This is a genomic window from Brevibacterium sp. BDJS002 (assembly GCF_028201555.1).
Taxonomy (GTDB): domain Bacteria; phylum Actinomycetota; class Actinomycetes; order Actinomycetales; family Brevibacteriaceae; genus Brevibacterium; species Brevibacterium aurantiacum.
In genome coordinates this window covers 3,038,033-3,054,852 of sequence record NZ_CP116392.1, presented here as the reverse complement: position 1 = coordinate 3,054,852, position 16,820 = coordinate 3,038,033, and the positions used below count along the sequence as shown (strand labels likewise).

Here is a 16,820-nt window from a genome sequence, read left to right as displayed (position 1 = left end):
CTCGCCGAATTGTTCCCAATGCCGAATGACGAAACACATCCTCGAGCGCGACGGCATCACCTACACACCCGTCGACCTCAGCACTGACCTCGACGCCCACCGCTTCGTCACCAGGGAACTCGGTTACAAGCAAGCACCCATCGTCTACGTGCAATACCCCGACGGCCACACAGAACACTGGGGCGGATTGAGGCCAGACCGGCTAGGTGCATACATCACCGCAATGAATGAGCAGGAGTCCGCAGCATGACGAACAGCATCGGGTACGCGAACCCCACTGGCACCAACCTCGGCACCATCGCGCTCGAGAAACTTCGCAACACGCCTGCCGAATGCCACAAGGCCACCGAGGTTGTCGCCTCGTGGCTCCCGGCAGACGAAGCACGTGACGTCCTCGAAGTGCTCGGGCTGCTTCCACCACGACCAGGGAGGGAATGACAATGGCAGTCTCAAAACGCACACGATTCGAAGTTCTCAGGCGAGACGACCACACCTGCCAGTATTGCGGGGAGTCGGCACCGACAGTCACCCTGCATGTCGATCACGTCATACCCACAACGCTCGGCGGATCCGACAAGCCCGACAACCTCGTCGCGGCGTGCAAGGACTGCAACCTCGGGAAGTCATCGACCAGCCCGGCAGGAGAGTTCGTTCAGGGCCTATCCGCCAAGGCAGACGCATACGCCGAGCATCTGGCGATCGAAGCCATCAAGCATGTTGCCGCGGCCACGAAGCTGCGCAGTAACTACGAGCGATTCGAAGCGTTCTATGAGGCGTTCTCTGTCGCCTGGGAAAACTCAGGCTTTTCGATCCACATCATCGGCAAAGCGTCACTGTTTCGATGGTGGCTCATGGGCGTACCGGAGCTGTTCATGCTCGACATCGTCGACGACATGGGCGGCCGAAGAGGGGCGCCGGACGAACCGTTCCGATACTTCGCGAGTGTTATCTGGGGGTCGATCAAGAGTCAGTCCGTAGAGCTCGACGACACCGAGGCATTGAACCCTCCTGTTTATACGCAAGAAGAGCTGGACACCGCAGACCAGCGAAGCTTCTGCCTCGGAATGGAGGTCGGATACGCGAAACGCATCGCCGGGCAGGTGAGTTCCAATGGCTCGTGACCACGCACGCATCAACATCGCGATCTGGGGGTCAACCGGGTTCCGGAAACTGTCCCCAGCCGCACAGCACCTCTATTTCGTCCTCGTTACCTCATCAACGCTCAACTACGCCGGGGTCGCGGACTGGCGACCAAAACGCCTCGCCGCACTCTCCGAGTCGTGGACCGTGGACGACGTCGACACCGCCGCGCACGAGCTCTCATCGGCCCATGTGGCGATCATCGACGACGACACGGAGGAAGTCCTGATCCGCACTTGGATCAAGCACGACGGGCTCATTGATCAGCCACGCATGGCAGTGTCCGTAGCGAACGCCTACGCAGGTGTTTCGTCACTCATGATCCGCGGGGTCATCGTCCACGAGCTGCGGAAGCTCAAGTCGGCAAAACCGGAGCTCAAGGGGTGGGGGAAAGAGAAGTTGACTGAGGTGCTCGACGAGCCGGAAATCGATCCGAACGAAACGCCCGTTTACCCCTTGCCCGAAGTTCGGTTTGGGGCAAATCAAAGTTCGGTTTCGGGGTCGCATTTGGCCCAAACCGAAGTTCAATTAGGCCCAAATCAAACTTCGCCTACTCCTGCTCCTACTCCTGCTACTACTACAAGCTCCTGCTCCTCACTCCCCGCAACGGAGTCGCGGAGTGCCCACCACGACTACCCCGAGGAGTTCGAAATGTTCTGGCAGACCTACCCCCGCAAGGACGACAAGCGACCAGCGTTCAAAGCCTGGGATCGAGCACGCAAACGAGCATCAGCCGATCAGATCTACCACGGCGCAATCCGCTACCGAGACGACCCAAACCGGGAAGAGACCTACACAAAGCTCGGCGCGACATGGCTCAATGCCGACTCCTGGGACAACGGTCCACTCCCAGACCGGACCCGACCATCCGAGCGGGGACCAGCCCGCAACCGAGCGCAAGAACGCATGGACAACAACCGTGCAGTCATCGAGAACCTACGCCGCATCGAAGAAAGCTACGGCGATGAACCAATCCAAGGAGAGCTCCTGTGAGACTCAGCGAAGCCGGCGACCTGCTCGCCCTCATCAGCGCCTACGACAACCGACACGTCAGCGAGGAAGTCTCCGGCGCCTGGTACGACCTGCTGCACCCGTACACGCTGGCCGAAGCGAAACACGCTGTGAAGAAACATTTCAATGACAGCACGGAGTACCTGATGCCAGCGCATCTGGTGCGCATCCTCAAAGCCGAACGCAAGACCCGCCTGGCCAAGGTCGGCACCATCGTGTCTGGCCGCGCCGACATGACCGACACGGCCACCGAACTCGCCACGACCAAGGCCCTCACGAAGGCTGTCGCATCCGGTGCGCTCACCCCTGAGCAGTACGACGACTACCAGCGAGGCGAAACCCCCTGGGCCGACTACCGGCGGGGACTGCTCGCACTCAGGGGTGCGGCATGATCCCGCTCATCATCACCGCGGCGCTCGTTCCAGCCGCCGTCCTGGCCGCAATCATCCTTGAACCACACGTGGAGTCATGGGCGACACGAAAACGGCTCAGCGAGGCGCACAGGGCGTTTGGCGGAACCTCAAACACCGACAATCCCGGGACCGAACCTCACGCAACCTCACCAATCGTTGGGGTTGAAACTGAACCTCACCAACCGCGTGTCAGGGCTGGGAAAAGTCCCGTATCCGAGGAGAAGCTTTGACCATGAGCAACTACATCGACCTGGAACCGAAAGTTTCCGACTACTACGGCACGATCCCGGGGCAAGAACGACGTGCGGGGATCTGTGACGCACTGCGGTATCTCGACTCTCACCCCGACCAGGTGCCCGGACAGACAATCACGCAGTCCGAGTTCCACGAGACTGCGGACGCGCACCGAAACGGGGGACTGGGCTGGGAAGACCTGGCCGCCCGGTTCGGCATCACTATCGTCCCGGACCCGGCGCGGACGAACGCGGAGAAGCTGGCGGATGACATTCGAGAAGTCGACGGTGGGCACAACCTCGGATCAGGAGTGCTAGCTGAACGATTGGCATCGCTCGGCTGGTTGAAGGCACCGGAAGGCGACGATGCGGACAAGGCTCGAAGTGATGCGGCGTGGGCATTGAACATCGATCGGCAGGGAGGTGCGTGATGAGCACTGAACTCGACACAGCGGCGCAGGCAATGACGACATGGTGGGACGAAACCACCTGGCTCCCGTTCGTGGAAGCCGAGAACTGCAACATCACCGGACCTGGCCACCAAAGCAAGTCGGCGTTCGCGTGGATCGTCACCAAATGGGATAGGTCATGCGGCACCACTGACGCGCATTGGAATGGCCTCGACGTGGCTCACCTGTGGGTGGTGAGCCGTGACGATTGGGAAACGTGGCACGTTGCCCCGCACGATGCGCCCGGAGCCGTGCCTGTGACCTGCATCTGGGGGAAACGATGAGTGACGTGTACGACCGCACCTGCACCACCTGCGGCCACAAGATCAACGACCACGATGCGAACGAATGCTGGAACTACGAGGCACACGGCGAGCAATGCTGCTGCCCGTGGATGGAGATCAACGATGACGAATGAGCAGCCCGTCATCTATCGCGGCGCAGGAGCGCCACTACTACCCAGGCCAGTCACGAACGAAACCGCCGAATGGTTTGTGAACACAGTACTGAAAGGGGCAACGATGACGAATGAGACGGAACTACGGGATGCCGAGGCTCTCGGTGAGGCCAAGAGACGCGACAGGGCGGACTCGGACTGGCATGCTCGCGAGGCGATGCTGTTGTTCGTTGATGCTGCCCGCTGGCAGCGCGAACAACTCCGCACCGACGGGGCGGTAGAGAGGCTTGCTCTCCATCTGATCAAAGACGAAGGCATTGACGTGTCGAACGGTTGGCCCACGAACGAATACTTCGGTGGTGGGCCAGCAGGCGACCGTGACGTGGAGTTCAAGCACGCCTGGATGGACAGCGCCCGTGCCGCGATCACCGCACTACTCGGAGAGGGAGCATGAATTTCCGCGAAGAGATCAGGCAGACAGTGAGCGACCTGAACGTAACGCTCAGGTACATGAAAGACCGCTATGGTTCGAACCAGCGTTACTGGTGGGCAGTCGCACACCGGGCACAACTCATCAGCTCCGGCAAGTACATCTACACAACCCGACCCAGCGAGCGAACCATGCGCAGAACCAAGACAGGCATCGCCAACTTCATCGTCGGGGAAGCTGGGCCGGAACTGATCAACTTCCGCCACAGCACGCCTTAGGCCGCCCAGGTCCGTTCAGCCCTGCTGTTTTCGAAGATCCCGGTCTTCCTTGACGGGGTTCTCCACGCTCGGCCCGTTGATCTCTTTCATCTTGATTCGACGCCACTTCCCGCGCTTGAATATCTCAGTCTTGTCGGCTTCATCATCGTGATTGTGGCGTGGGATGGCATAGCGATAATGGACGGCTGTCGCGCCCCTGCGGAATCGCCTCGGACGATCAAAAGTGAAGACTACGAACAGACCAGGCTTCGTGACGTGCGCTTCAATATAAACCTCCACGGAACCAGAATCCGCGGTCAGGACGCTGCCCTTCTCCCGATACGCCCACTTGAGGCCGCCATCATCGTCGCGGGTGTCTTCCACTGTGACTGACGGATCATAAACGGCGCCTGGCCCTTGGACCTTGAACTCGATCAAGTAGTCTCTCGGCCCAAAAGAAGTTCGGGACATCCCGTCGTGGGTGCCTTTTGTCAACACCCCATGCTTCCCGTTGAAGCTCGCGCACACTATTGGGTTTTGGGCGAGTGATCTATCTTGAGCTAGCGCGAGGGCCGCCACGATGAGGGCTACTGCGGAAACCGCGACGCTGGAAACCGCTGCCAAGTCAATGCACATTTGTAGATCTTATCCCGAGAAACTACTTCCGTATCCCGCGTGTCGCCCCTGGTAACTCTGCCGTGTCCGGGCACAAGCTTCGTGCATGAAGATCCAGTACGTCAGCCAACTTGGGCCGGAGCACATCGGCTCCACTGTCAGCTTCCCCACCTGGTCCGCCCTCGGCTACTGCCGACGCGGCACCCTCCACTCCATCCACACCGCTAGCCCCGGCACCGTCACGTTGCAGATAGGTGACCATTTGCACACGGTGCCCAGCGGCGCACGCATCGACGTTCTCGACACCGTAGAGCTCAAGGGTCTCTGATGGTGAAGCGCAAAGATATCGATCGCAGCGGATGGGATCCGGCCAAGTGCCAGGCGTATGCCAAGTCGCGGCAAGGGCAATGCGGGTCATACCCTGTCCGTGGCGGCACCACATGCCGCGTTCACGGCTCGTCCAACAAGCGATCCAAGACCGCAGCAACCCGCAACCTCGAGCAAGAGAAGCTCACCCGAGTCGCCCGACGCCTCGGCACACCCCACGAGAACCTTGACCCCGCGCAGGCGCTACTGGATCTCGTTGCTTCCAAGGCCGGCGAAGTCGAGTGGCTCAGGCACCAGGTGGAGCTCCTCGAGACCGACGGTGAACTGTGGTGGGGAACCACGAAGGAATCCTCCGAAGACAACCCGATGGGCGGGAAGTCCGAGACCGTCCAGGAAGCCCGGCAGCACGTCGTCTACACGCTGTTGCACAAAGCCCAAGACCAGCTCGCACGGTACGCCGGCGAAACACTCAAGGCCGGCGTGGACGAACGACAAGTCCGCATCGCCGAGAGGACTGGTGAACAGTTCGAAGCCGTCATCACCGCCCTACTGCCCGCGATCGGTGCCACCCCGGAACAGATGAAACTCGCGGCCGCCGAGATCCCGAAGATCCTCCGCAACGTCGGGGGAGGCCCCAAGTGACGATCCAGCAGGTGCAAGCCCAACGTGAACGCATCCGACGCGCAGCCGGCCTCCTCGCAGTCGAACACCACGCGGCAGGCTCCACACCCGGAGGCATGACCATCAAAGCCCACGCCGCCACCATCTACGACGACGGAATCAACCAAGCCGAACAGGCCGCCAGCAACGGGGCCATGACGTGGGTGACCGCAGCCGAACTCATCGCCAACACATATGAGCAACTGATCAGCGATATGCAGAAAGCAGGACGACCATGACCGAAAACCCATGGCTGCCGATCGACACTATGCCGCTGTCCACCGTTGGCGCCAGTGTCGACGTCCAAGACAAGAAGCGTCTCTATTCCGGCGTCACCGTCTCCGGCATCCGCTACGAACGAGACGTGCTCGTCGAGAAGGAGTGGGGCGGCGAGGAGCGCACCTACATGGGCGACATCGACATCTTCACCGTCACCCTCACTACGGGCAGTATCCACCTCACCCCACACGCCGAATGGAGGCCACATGCCTGACCCAGCCCCAGCGCAGAAGATCCGTAGCCTCTGCGACCAGATCAGCGACCTCTACGAAACCATCGAACCAACCGCACCAGTAGCCTCATACGGCGGATCCGAAGGCGGGGGAGGATCACCAGCACCCAAAGCCCCAATGACCGACACAATGGTCATCGCCCGCGACAACCTGAAACAGACCCTCGTCTCCTGGGCGCTACTCATCGCCGAAGAAGGCCACCACGACTACACCGGCAAGGACGACACCTCTGCCATCGCAGCATGGATCTATGGGTACGCCGACTGGATGTCACACCACCCAGCATTCGACGACTTCATCACCGAAATCCAGGACGCGATCCGGGCTATCCACGACGAGCTCAACCGGCATATCGACGACCGACGCTTCTGCGGCTGGCACAACGACCGCCCTGTCTACGCCCGGCACGACCAAGCCAGTGTCATGGTGGATGGACAGCTCTACACGCCCAGAGAAGGCCAGGACAGGCTCAAGGCAGGCATTGCCGACGTTGACCTCACCGCCAAGGAATGTGCCCTCGTCCTCACCCAGGTCCATGGCATCAAGATCAGTGCGAAGCAGGTCCTCAAATTCCTCGAAGTCGACAACAGGAACAGGGCCACCGGTGCCCTCGGCGAATACGAAGGACTCCACCCTGTCGGCCGAAAAGGGCCGGGCCCGAAAGCGCCCCTGCTGTTCCGGTTCGAAGAAGTTCTCACCCGTGCCCAACACTCGGGGTGTCGATCTGGACAAAAAGCCAGTTAGGGGATTAGCTATGCGATAGATGGGTCGAAGTGTCTACGGGCACCGGTCCATCTTTCGCATTCACGGGGTGTTTCGTCACTTTTCTACCCGTGCAGTGCGTTCCCCGCCCCCTGTTGCAGCCGCACTCATCCATTGCAGGCTCCAGGGGGCATCAAGCCAACCACAGCACCGGGCTCGCTACCTCGCCGTGGTTCGAGTTTCCCGTACTCGACTCAAAGCGGGGCAAACCACATGGAGGTGCGTCGTGTCCGTTGACTGGATGACGGCGCTCGCAGACAAACTCGAAGCGCAGACGGGAAACGACCGCCCTCAATGGGACAGCCCCCTCGACCTCGCCCAAGCACTCGATCCCACCGTCAAGCGCACGCCCGTCATTGAGCTCATCAACCAGAAGCTCGTCGACGCGATCAACACTCCGAACGCTCGCCTCATGGTGTCAGTAAGTCCACAATCGGGGAAGTCACAGCTCTGCTCCCGATGGCTCCCACTGTGGCTGCTCACCCGCAACCCTGACGCACGAATCACGCTCGCCTCCTACGAGACCGCAGTGGCCCGACGATGGGGACGCGCAGTCCGTGACCAGATCCGACAAGACGGTGACACGCTCGGCCTTGGCATCCGCGATGACGTGTCTGCCCAGAACGAGTGGGAACTCGATGGGCATCGCGGCGGCATGTTCACCGCAGGCGTTGGTTCAGCACTCACAGGCCGTCCATCCGATGGTGCGATGATCATTGATGATCCGGTGAAGAACTACGAGGAAGCCATCTCGAAGGTCAAAAACGAGACCTCATTCGCCTGGTGGACAGGCACAGCGCAGACTCGCCTCCACCCCGGCACTCCCGTCATCCTCATTATGACGAGGTGGGCCACCGGTGACCTCGGCGGACGCATCCTGAACGAGCCAGGCGGGGAAGACTGGGAAGTCCTCAGTATTCCCGCGCAGGCCGATCACGACCCTGCAAAAGGCGAGACGGACCCACTTGGCCGTGAGCCTGGCGAGTATCACGAGACCGTCCATGGCATGACCGTCGAAGAGTGGGAGCAGCGGAAGATCGCCACGGGGCCTAAGGCCTGGCAGGCGATGTACCAGCAAAGCCCCACAATGGACGAGGGCGGCATCTTCCCGCCCGAATGGCCGCGCTACTCACAGCCCATGTGGGTGGACCTGGATGATGGGTCACGCCGCGTCCCGGGCTTAAGGGAGAACGGCTACGAACTCATCCAGTCATGGGATCTCGCGTTCAAGGATGCAGACTCCTCGGACTACGTTGTCGGCCAAGTGTGGCTGCGTGTTGGCCCGAACATGTTCCTGCTCGACATGGTGCGCGAGCGCTTGAACTTCAACGGCACGGTCGACAAGATCCGATATCTCAGTGCGAAGTATCCGGAGGCCACGGCCAAGCTAGTGGAGGACGCGGCGAACGGTCCAGCTGTCATCTCCGCTCTCTCGCGTGACATTTCCGGCATCATCCCCGTCACCCCCGAGGGATCTAAGATCGCCCGCGCCTCAGCCATCTCGCCTTTCGCATTCGCCGGAAACATGCACCTGCCAACATCGACGCTTCTGCCGAACGTGGAGGAGTTCATCGAAGAGGCTAAGGGCTTCCCCGGCGCAAGTTTCGACGACAGCGTCGACAGCGCCACCCAGGCCGCATCGTATCTTCTCCTGCATCCTCTGCTGTCACAAGACCAGCTGGTAGCAGAAGAGTGGCAGGACGAACGCGAGTGGTCAATTTCCCCATTCTGAACCAACACGAAGGAGGCCTCCATGGGCATGCTCGAACGGCTAGGCCTCCGCGAAGCACACGACCCCGAAGTGGACCGCCTCCGCGGCGTAGTCGACTCGCTGGAGTTCAAGCTCGAGGAGAACGCCAACTACCTTGGTCAGCTGCAGGCGTCATTTGCGGAAGATCGCGGCTGGTCTCAGATTGGTGCTGAGGGTCAACGAGAAATGACTCCCGAGGCTCGCAGACAAGCCGCTGAACTCTGCCGAGTGTTCGCCATCTCGAATCCCCTCGTGAAGCGTGGCTTGGCCCTGCGCGCAGGGTACGTGTGGGCAGGCGGGGTCGGCATTCAAGCCCCAGACGGCAAGGAGAGTGGCACACAGGACGTCAACTCGGTCGTGCAGAACTTCCTCGACGATCCCGGTAACCGCAAAGCCTTCACGGGCGCTCAAGCGCATGTGCGGATGGAGAACCAGCTCGGCACCGACGGCATGGTCTACGCCGTCCTATTCTCGAATCCCAAGACCGGGTTTACTCGCATCCGCACGCTTGACCCGATCGAGATGACGGACATCATCACCAACCCTGAAGATGCATCCGAGGTTTGGTTCTACCGCCGCGACTATGAAGAGTCGACCATCGGGGAACGGACCGCGAAGGTCACGACCCGACAGAAGACGACTTGGTATCCAGCGATGGGCCACAAGCCCACACGCCGCTTCCCTGTGATCGACGGCAACCCGGTGAACTGGGATGCCCCAGTGTTCATGGTCGCCGTCAACACGGTCGGCAAATTCGGGGTGGGCGATGCCTACGCTGCTCTGCCCTGGGCAAGGTCCTACCGCGAGTTCCTTGAGGACTGGGCGAAGCTCATGAAGTCCCTGGCCCGGATCGCCTGGAAACTCTCCGGTAAACGGTCCTCTGCACAGCAGGCACGCTCAGCCCTCAATGGTCTGGGTGAGGCGGGCGGTGTCGCGGCCATGGACCCCAATTCGCAGTTAGAGGCGGTACCGAAGTCCGGTGCCACCATCGACGCCGAATCCGGTCGACCCTTGGCCACCATGATTGCTGCAGCCCTCGGCCTCCCCGTGACCACACTCCTCGCAGACCCCGGGCAGACCGGTGCACGCGCTGTCGCGGAAACCCTGGACCAGCCGACCCGCCTGGAAATGAGCGGGCGTCGTGAAGTCTGGACGGAAACGTACAGGGCGATCCTTGGCCACGTCATCGACCAGGCAGTCCTTGCGCCACAGGGACCGCTCAAGGGCGGTGTCTCGGTGGATGCGTACACCCAGCAGGAGGAAGTGATCCTGCAGGGCGAATCGGACCGCACTCTCACGATCACTTGGCCCGACATTGACGAGACTCCCGTCGACACCATGGTCAAGGCCATCACTGACGCTGACGCAACCGGCAAGCTCCCACCCTTGGAAACCATGCGACTCCTGTTGCGTGCCCTCGGCGTGCGGGATGTCGACGAAATCCTCGAAACCTGGACGGACGACGCCGGGAACTTCATCGACCCGAATACATCAGCTGGTGATGTTGCGGTCGATGCGTTCAACCGTGGCGAGGATCCAGCCGAGGCGCTCAACCGTAAGTAAGGAGGTGCCGGCGTGGCAATCACAGAACTCACGCTACGCCGGGCTTCCGAACTCCGGGCCCTCGTTGACGACTACGTGGACGCCTCCACCCGGGCGCTCACCGCACGGTGGGCGCAAGCGTGGCAGGAAATCGCACAGGAGTGGCAAGACACCATCGCCGTCGTGTTGGCTCGTCGTGCCGCCGGCGAGCCGCTGACGCCCGCGCAGATCACCCAACTGGCTCGCACCCAAAGAGCATTGGCGATGACCGCCTCGAAGCTTCAGGAGCTCGCTGCCGAGATCGGTCCACTGCTTGAGGATTCGATCCGGGAGGTCGTCGAGCGCACCGCGGACCTCACCACCGGGGTGGCGGCGTCCCAGATGCCGCCCGTCGATTCGAAGCTCCTCCCATCGTTCACCCGCGTTGACCAGCCAGCTCTTGAGCAGATCATCGAACGCAGCCTCGGCCAGATCCACGCATCCTCGTTGCCACTGGCTGACGATGCGATCGACGCCATGAAGTCCGCACTGATCCGAGCCGTCCCCAGTGGCTGGCACCCGGACCGGGCAGCACGGGAAATGCTCAAGCGCACACGATCGAGCTTCAACGGTGGACTGACTCGCGCAATGCGTATCGCCCGTACTGAACAGCTGGACGCACACAGAGCCGCGAACCGGGTACAGAACGCTGCCAACCCATCCGTGACCGCTGTCGTCTGGCATGCCGAACTCTCGTCGCGAACTTGCCCTTCCTGTCTGGGTAAGCACGGATCAGAGTACCCACCCGATACTCCGGGCCCATTCGATCACCAGAACGGGCGTTGCACGTTCATCCCCAAGACAAAGTCCTGGGCGGACCTCGGCTTCCCCAACATTGAGGAGCCTCCGGACCTCACTCCATCGGTTGAGGACTGGATGCAGACGAATCCACAGGACGCGGTCTCTGCGCTCGGACCTGACCGTTACCGCATGTTGCAGGACGGGCAGATCAACCTCTCCGACATGGCCAAGCGCGTCGACAACCCCGACTGGCGGCCCTCGTATCAAGCAACCTCGCTCGCAGACCTCCGAAAGGTGGCGAAGACATGACCATCCTCAAAGAAACGGCGACTCTCACCCCAAAGGGCGGTGGACGCGCCAAGATCGGCATCATTACCCCCGGTTCTGGCTCAAGTGGTGTCTACCCGAAAGAGACCATCGAAGCCGCCGGCCGCGACAAGGTATTTCCCAAGGGCACGCAGATGTTCTGGAATCACGCCACTGAATCCGAAGACTGGACCCGCCCCGAAGGCGACCTTCACAACCTCGTCGGCGTGCTCTCCGAAGACGCCCACTGGGACGACGAAGCCGGCGGCCTGGTCGCCGAGGCGAAGATCTACTCACACTGGAAGCCGATCGTCGCCGACATGGCCGAAGACATCGGAGTCAGCATCCGCGCATCCGGAGAAGTCAGCGAAGCCAACGGGCAGCGCATCATCACCAGGCTCACCGAAGCCCGGTCCGTCGATTTCGTTACTCGCGCAGGGCGGGGCGGGAGAGTGATGGAAGTCCTCGAATCCGCCCGCCTGCGCGAAGGCATCAACGACGAAACACGCGACCTCCTCCAGAAGGCAGTGCGCGACACGATCGGCAACCGCGACATGTGGATGTACGTGCGCGACCACGACGACAACACAGTGTGGTTCAGCACCGAAGGCCCCGCCGACGTGCTCGCCACCTACGAGCAGAAGTACACGCGCAACGGCATCACCATCACCCTCACCGGCGAGCCCACCGAGGTCGTGCCCACCACCGTGTATGTACCCAAGACCACCCCGGCCCCGGCTGGGAATGGAAATCAAGAATCCGAACAACAGGAGGCAGCCGAAATGGCTAACACCACCACGGACACCAGCCGGGTCGACGAAGCCGACTCGAAGAAGAACAACAGCGGCTCCGGCAACGGCAGCGAGACTGAGGTCGAGAAGCTCCGCCGCGAGAACGGTGAACTCAAGGCCGAGATCAAGCGACTCAAAGCCCAGGGTGCGAAGGAAGCCCGCCGCCACGAGGTTGCCGGCATCGTCGAGGAGGCATTCGAGAACATCGACGCCCCCGCCACGAAGGACGCTCTCATCGAACGGTTCACCGAGTCCGAGAAGGACGCGGAACAGATCGTCAAGGAAGCGAAGACCTTCGCCGACGAACTCACCTTCGCACCCAACGCAACAGGATCCGTGCGCGGCCTCGGCGAATCCCGACCCGCGAACACCACCGAATCCGACGACACCCAGATCACGTTCGCAGACCTCGAAGCTCTGAAGGGAGCCTGACATGGCGAAGAACCAGAAGTACCCGGAAAACAAGCACATCGCCCTCACCGCCGATAAGGACTACAAGTCCGGTCAGCCCGTCGCGATCGGCGCCTACCGTGGCGTCGCACTCATTGACGCCGCCGAAGGTGACCGTGTCACCGTGTGGCTCGACGGCGCCTGGGAGATCGACGTGGCCGGCGCCCTCACCGAGGGCCAGGTCGTCTACCTCACTGGCAGCAACGGCCTCACCGCGACCGCGAATGCCAACGCCTGGGGCGTGTCCAACCAGGCCAAGGCCACCGGAACCGGCCCCGCCGAGGTCGCTCCCTTCGGCATGATCCCGCCCACCCCCGCGTCCGCCGGCTGACCAGCCCAACGCATCCCCATACTCTTAGGAGAGAACAATGGAACTTGATCTGCTGGCTGAGGCGGAATTCCGCACGGCCCCCAACATGAAGCAGAAGGTGCTCGGCGCTGCCAAGCTCTTCAACGAAGCCCAGAAGGGCGGACACATCGCTGTCGCCCGCTTCAAGGAAGCCATGTCCACCAGCGACTTCCCCCTCCTCCTGTCGAAGGGGTTCGAAGTCGAGGCCATCCAGGCCCAGAAGGACGCCGTCAAGGAATACGAGCCCTTCGCTCTCGAGCGCAAGGTGCCGGACTTCCGGCCGAAGAAGCTGCGCGACCTGTTCGGCAACACCGAGTTCGAACCCGTCGCTGAGGGTGAAGAGTACAAGGCTGACACCCTCGACGAGCTCGAAGTCGAATACAAGGTCAAGAAGTTCGGTCGCCGCTTCGGCTACACCTGGGAGCTCGCACTCTCCGGTGACTTCACCGACATGGCCGACTTCCCCCGCCGACTCGGCAACGGTGCAGTCGAAACATCGAACCGCAACGTGTTCTCCACGTTCGTGGACGCAGCTGGCCCGCGTGCCGACTTCTTCACCACCCCCGGCACCGCGAAACTCTCACCGGAGAATCTGCAGAAGGCTGTCGAAGCTTTCGCACTGAAGGAAGACCACCGCGGTGACCTCGTCGACACCACCGGACTCGTCCTCGTCGTCCCTCCGACCCTGCAGATCGAAGCGAACCGCATCATCAACGCGGCCGAGCTCGACCTCAAGGTGACCGAGGGCAACAAGGAAACGAAGACCCGCATCCAGAACCCCTTCCGGGGTCTCGTGCAGGTCGTCGTGTCCCGCAAGCTCGTCGAGATCGACAAGTCCGCGAACCGTGGAACCACCTGGTACCTCCTGGCGAACAAGTCCAGCGTGCACCCGGCAATCCTCCACGTCTCGCTGCTTGGCCACGAGAACGTCGACATTCGCACCAAGCGCGACCAGGGCAACCGGGTCGGCGGCGGTGAGATCCCGTTCGAAGAGGGCTCATACCTCGACGACACGATCGACTTCCGCGGCCGCCACATCGACGGAGCCGCCAAGGGTCTCCAGGATGCCGACGGTAAGGCGCTCGTCGCCTACGCCTCCACCGGCACCGCGGCCTGACCCCACCTGAGCACGGTCCCCGCTCCGCACTGACTGCCATCGTGTGGGGCGGGGAACGGCACAACCAAGGGAGTTGTGATGGTCGAATACAACGAACCAGTGCAACAGATCAGGCTCCTCATAGCCGACCTGGATGCCGGTGAGAATCAGATCTTCTCTGACGATCAGCTGGAAGGTTTCCTCAGCATCACTCGCCAATCAGTGAAGCGCGCTGCTGCGGACGCCCTAGACGCGATTGCGTCGTCGGAGGCTCTCACTTCCAAGGTCATTACTACTCAGGACCGAAGCACAAACGGCGCCCAGGTAGCAGATGCGCTCCGTAAACACGCCACGGCGTTGCGCGGACGCGCCAAGGAGGAAGAGGACGCGGAGGACGACGAACCGTTCTTCATGGCCTTCGACCTCACCGGCGACACTGCACAGGAGGGTGAGGAGATGCGGTTATGAGCCCGCTCCCCGCACGAGGCCGCCTTAGGGTGATCCCCGACGGATGGTCCGAGCATCACCGTCCCGCCGCCTATGGTTTCCTTACCGGTGACTGCACCGCCTACACGGTCGGCGCCCCCGGCGATTGGACCCCTGGCGGTGGAGGTAATCCCACTTACGCGTCCAAATGGGAACATGCACCGTGTTCGGCCCAGTTCCTCACTCAATCATCGCGACCCGTCACGGTCGCCGACGGCGTGGAGATCATCGCATCCCACCGGATCAGTGTCCCCATCGCCTCCACATGGCTGCACTACGGGGACACCATCCAGATCCTCGACAACCCCGACGACCCTGCATTAAACGGGCGCGAATTCCAAGTGCTCGTCGCCGAATCCGGAACCACGAACTGGACACGCGACTACCTGTGCCAGGACATCAACGGGCGGGAGGCGAAAGCGGCATGACTGCAGACGCGCACGAGTGGAAGAACCTTGCACTCGATCTCTCCCAGGCTGGACAACGCGCACACGACAAGGCAGCCCAGGCCATCGGCAAAACGGCTGCCGACATCTCTGCAGATGCGAAGTCCTACGTCCCCGTGGACACCGGCAATCTCAAGAACTCCATCGGATACGACACGTTCAACACCGGCGGGGAGTTGGGCGCCGAGATAGGGCCAACAGCCGGATATGGGCTGCACGTCGAGGCAGGCACGAGTCGCATGGCGCCGCAACCGTACCTGGCACCGGCGTTCAACCGCCGCGTGACCGGGTTCGAGCAGGCCATGTCCAAATTGGCGGGGGAGGCGATCTTCCCTGACTGACATCATCACCCTCAACACTTGGACCATTGCCCGCCTCAAGGCGATCGGTGTCGACGTCTACGACGGCATGGTCCCCGGATCTGTCCCCACGACGGGCGGGTACATCAAGCCGTATCTGGCCGTCTGGTCTCAGCCCCTGCGCGAGCATTTCGAGCAACCACTCGACTACTCCATGCAGGAGACAGCCGGAAACCTCACGATCACCGTCGCTGGTGCAACAGTCGGTACGGTCCGCAACCTCGCCCAAGAGGTAGTCCGGAAACTCAACCGAGTCCCGGTGCCTGGCGGGGGAGAGTACCGGCACAGTGAGCCGCACATTCCGATCCAGCACGACGATCAGGTGAGCCCGACGCGGTTCTACATGCCGGTCGCATTCGAGTTCCAGCAACCGTAACCCTGCCACTCAACACCACGCCACGGTCACCCCGTGGCGTTTTCTATGCCCGAAAAGGAGTCTCCATGGCCGACAACTTCAAGCACGCATGGGACCGACGCACCGGGAAGAAGCTCCCGTACAAGGTGCCCGAAACCCACTTCCAAATCTTCGCAGGGACGCTCTCACCGACGCCTCTCCAGAAGAAGCAAGACCGCACTACCCCCGCGCCAATACCCACCCCGAGTGTCGCCTCAGTCATTGAGGTCGTCAACAAACAGGAAGGCAAGTAACCATGCCAACACCACTCGCAGATGGCAAGACCAAGGTCACCATCCTCCCCACCGCGCCCGCCGATCCCAAGGCAATCACCCTCACCGAACTCGAAGCCGGCATCGAAGCATCGTGCGCGATCATGATGTCCGACTACAACGTCGGCGCCGCAACCTCCGAATCCGTCGACGAGAAGTCCCTTTGCCAGGAAGGCAACGCCTCCACCTGGGGCGCCAGCAACGGCACCATGGAGTTCACTCTCTTCCTCGACTACGACGATCAGCACGCGCTGGATCTCACCTCGGATAAGGGCAAGGCCTACGAGGCAGTGAAGTCCAAGGGCACCCAGGTATACCTCGTGCAGCGCGAGACTTCGAAGACCTCGAAAGAAGCCTGGGAAGCCGGCGACGAGTACGAATACTTCCACGGCATCGCGGACAACCCGACTCACGTTGATCGCACCGGCTACGTGAAGCGCAAGATCACCGCAGCGTTCCAGGAGATGGAACTCGAAGGCGTTGTCGCTGCAGCCACCCCCTGATCCTCGGATCACCCAGACCCCAGTGGCCCGGTTCCTCCATGGCCGGGCCACTGGCCTACCTACATGGAGACCCCACAACTTTCACATGGA

General features: G+C 61.7%; 28 protein-coding genes. 27 read left to right on the top strand and 1 reads right to left on the bottom strand.

All coding sequences use genetic code 11. The features are described from left to right. Positions 1–25 precede the first annotated feature (25 nt). The 10 genes from PGC08_RS14225 to PGC08_RS14180 all read left to right on the top strand — a co-directional run bounded on the left by PGC08_RS14225 (position 26) and on the right by PGC08_RS14180 (position 4,351). Positions 26–250, top strand: a complete 225-nt coding sequence (locus PGC08_RS14225; protein ID WP_442868136.1) for an NrdH-redoxin — start codon at positions 26–28, stop codon at positions 248–250. Next, positions 247–438, top strand: a complete 192-nt coding sequence (locus PGC08_RS14220; RefSeq protein WP_271708683.1) for a hypothetical protein — start codon at positions 247–249, stop codon at positions 436–438. The genes PGC08_RS14225 and PGC08_RS14220 overlap by 4 nt, the downstream gene beginning before the upstream one ends. A 2-nt stretch (positions 439–440) precedes the next feature. After that, positions 441–1,121 carry an HNH endonuclease gene (locus PGC08_RS14215; RefSeq protein ID WP_271708682.1) on the top strand — a complete coding sequence of 227 codons (681 nt, stop codon included), beginning with the start codon at positions 441–443 and terminating at the stop codon, positions 1,119–1,121. After that, positions 1,111–2,133: a hypothetical protein gene (locus PGC08_RS14210; protein WP_271708681.1), complete on the top strand. Its 1,023-nt coding sequence runs from the start codon at positions 1,111–1,113 to the stop codon at positions 2,131–2,133. The genes PGC08_RS14215 and PGC08_RS14210 overlap by 11 nt, the downstream gene beginning before the upstream one ends. Beyond that, positions 2,130–2,543, top strand: coding sequence for a hypothetical protein (locus tag PGC08_RS14205; RefSeq protein ID WP_271708680.1), 414 nt, complete (start codon positions 2,130–2,132; stop codon positions 2,541–2,543). The genes PGC08_RS14210 and PGC08_RS14205 overlap by 4 nt, the downstream gene beginning before the upstream one ends. A 253-nt stretch (positions 2,544–2,796) precedes the next feature. Continuing rightward, positions 2,797–3,228 (top strand): hypothetical protein, encoded by a 432-nt coding sequence (locus PGC08_RS14200; RefSeq protein ID WP_271708679.1) that lies wholly within the window; start codon positions 2,797–2,799, stop codon positions 3,226–3,228. Further along, positions 3,228–3,530: a hypothetical protein gene (locus PGC08_RS14195; protein WP_271708678.1), complete on the top strand. Its 303-nt coding sequence runs from the start codon at positions 3,228–3,230 to the stop codon at positions 3,528–3,530. Before PGC08_RS14200 ends, PGC08_RS14195 begins: the two co-directional genes overlap by 1 nt. Next, on the top strand, positions 3,527–3,664 hold the full coding sequence (locus PGC08_RS14190; RefSeq protein ID WP_271708677.1) for a hypothetical protein: 138 nt from the start codon (positions 3,527–3,529) through the stop codon (positions 3,662–3,664). The genes PGC08_RS14195 and PGC08_RS14190 overlap by 4 nt, the downstream gene beginning before the upstream one ends. Further along, entirely contained in the window at positions 3,654–4,097 is a 444-nt protein-coding gene (locus PGC08_RS14185) for a hypothetical protein (RefSeq protein WP_271708676.1), read from the top strand. The genes PGC08_RS14190 and PGC08_RS14185 overlap by 11 nt, the downstream gene beginning before the upstream one ends. 56 nt (positions 4,098–4,153) lie before the next feature. After that, positions 4,154–4,351: a hypothetical protein gene (locus PGC08_RS14180; protein ID WP_271708675.1), complete on the top strand. Its 198-nt coding sequence runs from the start codon at positions 4,154–4,156 to the stop codon at positions 4,349–4,351. A gap of 15 nt (positions 4,352–4,366) precedes the next feature. On the opposite strand, the gene PGC08_RS14175 is transcribed toward PGC08_RS14180, so the two are convergent. Next, positions 4,367–4,966: a hypothetical protein gene (locus PGC08_RS14175; protein ID WP_271708674.1), complete on the bottom strand. Its 600-nt coding sequence runs from the start codon at positions 4,964–4,966 to the stop codon at positions 4,367–4,369. An 85-nt stretch (positions 4,967–5,051) separates the two neighbouring features. On the opposite strand from PGC08_RS14175, the gene PGC08_RS14170 reads away from it, so the two are divergent. From PGC08_RS14170 to PGC08_RS14090, 17 genes are all read left to right on the top strand, one after another. Then, positions 5,052–5,273 (top strand): hypothetical protein, encoded by a 222-nt coding sequence (locus tag PGC08_RS14170; RefSeq protein ID WP_271708673.1) that lies wholly within the window; start codon positions 5,052–5,054, stop codon positions 5,271–5,273. After that, positions 5,273–5,914: a hypothetical protein gene (locus PGC08_RS14165; RefSeq protein ID WP_271708672.1), complete on the top strand. Its 642-nt coding sequence runs from the start codon at positions 5,273–5,275 to the stop codon at positions 5,912–5,914. The genes PGC08_RS14170 and PGC08_RS14165 overlap by 1 nt, the downstream gene beginning before the upstream one ends. Further along, positions 5,911–6,171 carry a hypothetical protein gene (locus tag PGC08_RS14160; protein ID WP_271708671.1) on the top strand — a complete coding sequence of 87 codons (261 nt, stop codon included), beginning with the start codon at positions 5,911–5,913 and terminating at the stop codon, positions 6,169–6,171. The genes PGC08_RS14165 and PGC08_RS14160 overlap by 4 nt, the downstream gene beginning before the upstream one ends. Further along, positions 6,168–6,425 (top strand): hypothetical protein, encoded by a 258-nt coding sequence (locus PGC08_RS14155; protein WP_271708670.1) that lies wholly within the window; start codon positions 6,168–6,170, stop codon positions 6,423–6,425. The genes PGC08_RS14160 and PGC08_RS14155 overlap by 4 nt, the downstream gene beginning before the upstream one ends. Beyond that, positions 6,418–7,188: a hypothetical protein gene (locus PGC08_RS14150; RefSeq protein ID WP_271708669.1), complete on the top strand. Its 771-nt coding sequence runs from the start codon at positions 6,418–6,420 to the stop codon at positions 7,186–7,188. Before PGC08_RS14155 ends, PGC08_RS14150 begins: the two co-directional genes overlap by 8 nt. A 244-nt stretch (positions 7,189–7,432) precedes the next feature. Beyond that, entirely contained in the window at positions 7,433–8,938 is a 1,506-nt protein-coding gene (terL, locus tag PGC08_RS14145) for a phage terminase large subunit (protein ID WP_271708668.1), read from the top strand. Between the two features lie 21 nt (positions 8,939–8,959). Further along, positions 8,960–10,519 (top strand): hypothetical protein, encoded by a 1,560-nt coding sequence (locus tag PGC08_RS14140; protein ID WP_271708667.1) that lies wholly within the window; start codon positions 8,960–8,962, stop codon positions 10,517–10,519. A gap of 12 nt (positions 10,520–10,531) precedes the next feature. Continuing rightward, entirely contained in the window at positions 10,532–11,587 is a 1,056-nt protein-coding gene (locus PGC08_RS14135) for a phage minor head protein (RefSeq protein WP_271708666.1), read from the top strand. Then, positions 11,584–12,807 (top strand): hypothetical protein, encoded by a 1,224-nt coding sequence (locus tag PGC08_RS14130; protein WP_271708665.1) that lies wholly within the window; start codon positions 11,584–11,586, stop codon positions 12,805–12,807. Before PGC08_RS14135 ends, PGC08_RS14130 begins: the two co-directional genes overlap by 4 nt. A 1-nt stretch (position 12,808) precedes the next feature. Further along, positions 12,809–13,156, top strand: coding sequence for a DUF2190 family protein (locus PGC08_RS14125; protein ID WP_271708664.1), 348 nt, complete (start codon positions 12,809–12,811; stop codon positions 13,154–13,156). Between the two features lie 37 nt (positions 13,157–13,193). Further along, positions 13,194–14,291: a phage major capsid protein gene (locus tag PGC08_RS14120; protein ID WP_271708663.1), complete on the top strand. Its 1,098-nt coding sequence runs from the start codon at positions 13,194–13,196 to the stop codon at positions 14,289–14,291. Positions 14,292–14,369: 78 nt separating this feature from the next. Next, positions 14,370–14,738, top strand: a complete 369-nt coding sequence (locus PGC08_RS14115; protein ID WP_271708662.1) for a hypothetical protein — start codon at positions 14,370–14,372, stop codon at positions 14,736–14,738. Then, entirely contained in the window at positions 14,735–15,184 is a 450-nt protein-coding gene (locus PGC08_RS14110; RefSeq protein ID WP_271708661.1) for a DUF6093 family protein, read from the top strand. Before PGC08_RS14115 ends, PGC08_RS14110 begins: the two co-directional genes overlap by 4 nt. Further along, positions 15,181–15,543, top strand: a complete 363-nt coding sequence (locus PGC08_RS14105; protein ID WP_271708660.1) for an HK97-gp10 family putative phage morphogenesis protein — start codon at positions 15,181–15,183, stop codon at positions 15,541–15,543. The genes PGC08_RS14110 and PGC08_RS14105 overlap by 4 nt, the downstream gene beginning before the upstream one ends. 67 nt (positions 15,544–15,610) lie before the next feature. Continuing rightward, positions 15,611–15,937: a hypothetical protein gene (locus tag PGC08_RS14100; RefSeq protein WP_271708659.1), complete on the top strand. Its 327-nt coding sequence runs from the start codon at positions 15,611–15,613 to the stop codon at positions 15,935–15,937. Positions 15,938–16,002: 65 nt separating this feature from the next. Beyond that, positions 16,003–16,209 (top strand): hypothetical protein, encoded by a 207-nt coding sequence (locus PGC08_RS14095; protein WP_271708658.1) that lies wholly within the window; start codon positions 16,003–16,005, stop codon positions 16,207–16,209. 2 nt (positions 16,210–16,211) lie between these two features. Beyond that, positions 16,212–16,730 carry a phage tail tube protein gene (locus tag PGC08_RS14090; RefSeq protein WP_271708657.1) on the top strand — a complete coding sequence of 173 codons (519 nt, stop codon included), beginning with the start codon at positions 16,212–16,214 and terminating at the stop codon, positions 16,728–16,730. The last annotated feature ends 90 nt before the right edge of the window (positions 16,731–16,820 follow it).

Coding starts and splice junctions, on each gene's coding strand:
- PGC08_RS14225 (WP_442868136.1), top strand. CDS start 26: ATGACGAAACACATCCTCGAGCGCGACGGCATCACCTACACACCCGTC.
- PGC08_RS14220 (WP_271708683.1), top strand. CDS start 247: ATGACGAACAGCATCGGGTACGCGAACCCCACTGGCACCAACCTCGGC.
- PGC08_RS14215 (WP_271708682.1), top strand. CDS start 441: ATGGCAGTCTCAAAACGCACACGATTCGAAGTTCTCAGGCGAGACGAC.
- PGC08_RS14210 (WP_271708681.1), top strand. CDS start 1,111: ATGGCTCGTGACCACGCACGCATCAACATCGCGATCTGGGGGTCAACC.
- PGC08_RS14200 (WP_271708679.1), top strand. CDS start 2,797: ATGAGCAACTACATCGACCTGGAACCGAAAGTTTCCGACTACTACGGC.
- PGC08_RS14195 (WP_271708678.1), top strand. CDS start 3,228: ATGAGCACTGAACTCGACACAGCGGCGCAGGCAATGACGACATGGTGG.
- PGC08_RS14190 (WP_271708677.1), top strand. CDS start 3,527: ATGAGTGACGTGTACGACCGCACCTGCACCACCTGCGGCCACAAGATC.
- PGC08_RS14185 (WP_271708676.1), top strand. CDS start 3,654: ATGACGAATGAGCAGCCCGTCATCTATCGCGGCGCAGGAGCGCCACTA.
- PGC08_RS14180 (WP_271708675.1), top strand. CDS start 4,154: ATGAAAGACCGCTATGGTTCGAACCAGCGTTACTGGTGGGCAGTCGCA.
- PGC08_RS14175 (WP_271708674.1), bottom strand. CDS start 4,966: ATGTGCATTGACTTGGCAGCGGTTTCCAGCGTCGCGGTTTCCGCAGTA.
- PGC08_RS14170 (WP_271708673.1), top strand. CDS start 5,052: ATGAAGATCCAGTACGTCAGCCAACTTGGGCCGGAGCACATCGGCTCC.
- PGC08_RS14165 (WP_271708672.1), top strand. CDS start 5,273: ATGGTGAAGCGCAAAGATATCGATCGCAGCGGATGGGATCCGGCCAAG.
- PGC08_RS14155 (WP_271708670.1), top strand. CDS start 6,168: ATGACCGAAAACCCATGGCTGCCGATCGACACTATGCCGCTGTCCACC.
- PGC08_RS14150 (WP_271708669.1), top strand. CDS start 6,418: ATGCCTGACCCAGCCCCAGCGCAGAAGATCCGTAGCCTCTGCGACCAG.
- PGC08_RS14140 (WP_271708667.1), top strand. CDS start 8,960: ATGGGCATGCTCGAACGGCTAGGCCTCCGCGAAGCACACGACCCCGAA.
- PGC08_RS14130 (WP_271708665.1), top strand. CDS start 11,584: ATGACCATCCTCAAAGAAACGGCGACTCTCACCCCAAAGGGCGGTGGA.
- PGC08_RS14125 (WP_271708664.1), top strand. CDS start 12,809: ATGGCGAAGAACCAGAAGTACCCGGAAAACAAGCACATCGCCCTCACC.
- PGC08_RS14120 (WP_271708663.1), top strand. CDS start 13,194: ATGGAACTTGATCTGCTGGCTGAGGCGGAATTCCGCACGGCCCCCAAC.
- PGC08_RS14115 (WP_271708662.1), top strand. CDS start 14,370: ATGGTCGAATACAACGAACCAGTGCAACAGATCAGGCTCCTCATAGCC.
- PGC08_RS14110 (WP_271708661.1), top strand. CDS start 14,735: ATGAGCCCGCTCCCCGCACGAGGCCGCCTTAGGGTGATCCCCGACGGA.
- PGC08_RS14105 (WP_271708660.1), top strand. CDS start 15,181: ATGACTGCAGACGCGCACGAGTGGAAGAACCTTGCACTCGATCTCTCC.
- PGC08_RS14100 (WP_271708659.1), top strand. CDS start 15,611: ATGGTCCCCGGATCTGTCCCCACGACGGGCGGGTACATCAAGCCGTAT.
- PGC08_RS14095 (WP_271708658.1), top strand. CDS start 16,003: ATGGCCGACAACTTCAAGCACGCATGGGACCGACGCACCGGGAAGAAG.
- PGC08_RS14090 (WP_271708657.1), top strand. CDS start 16,212: ATGCCAACACCACTCGCAGATGGCAAGACCAAGGTCACCATCCTCCCC.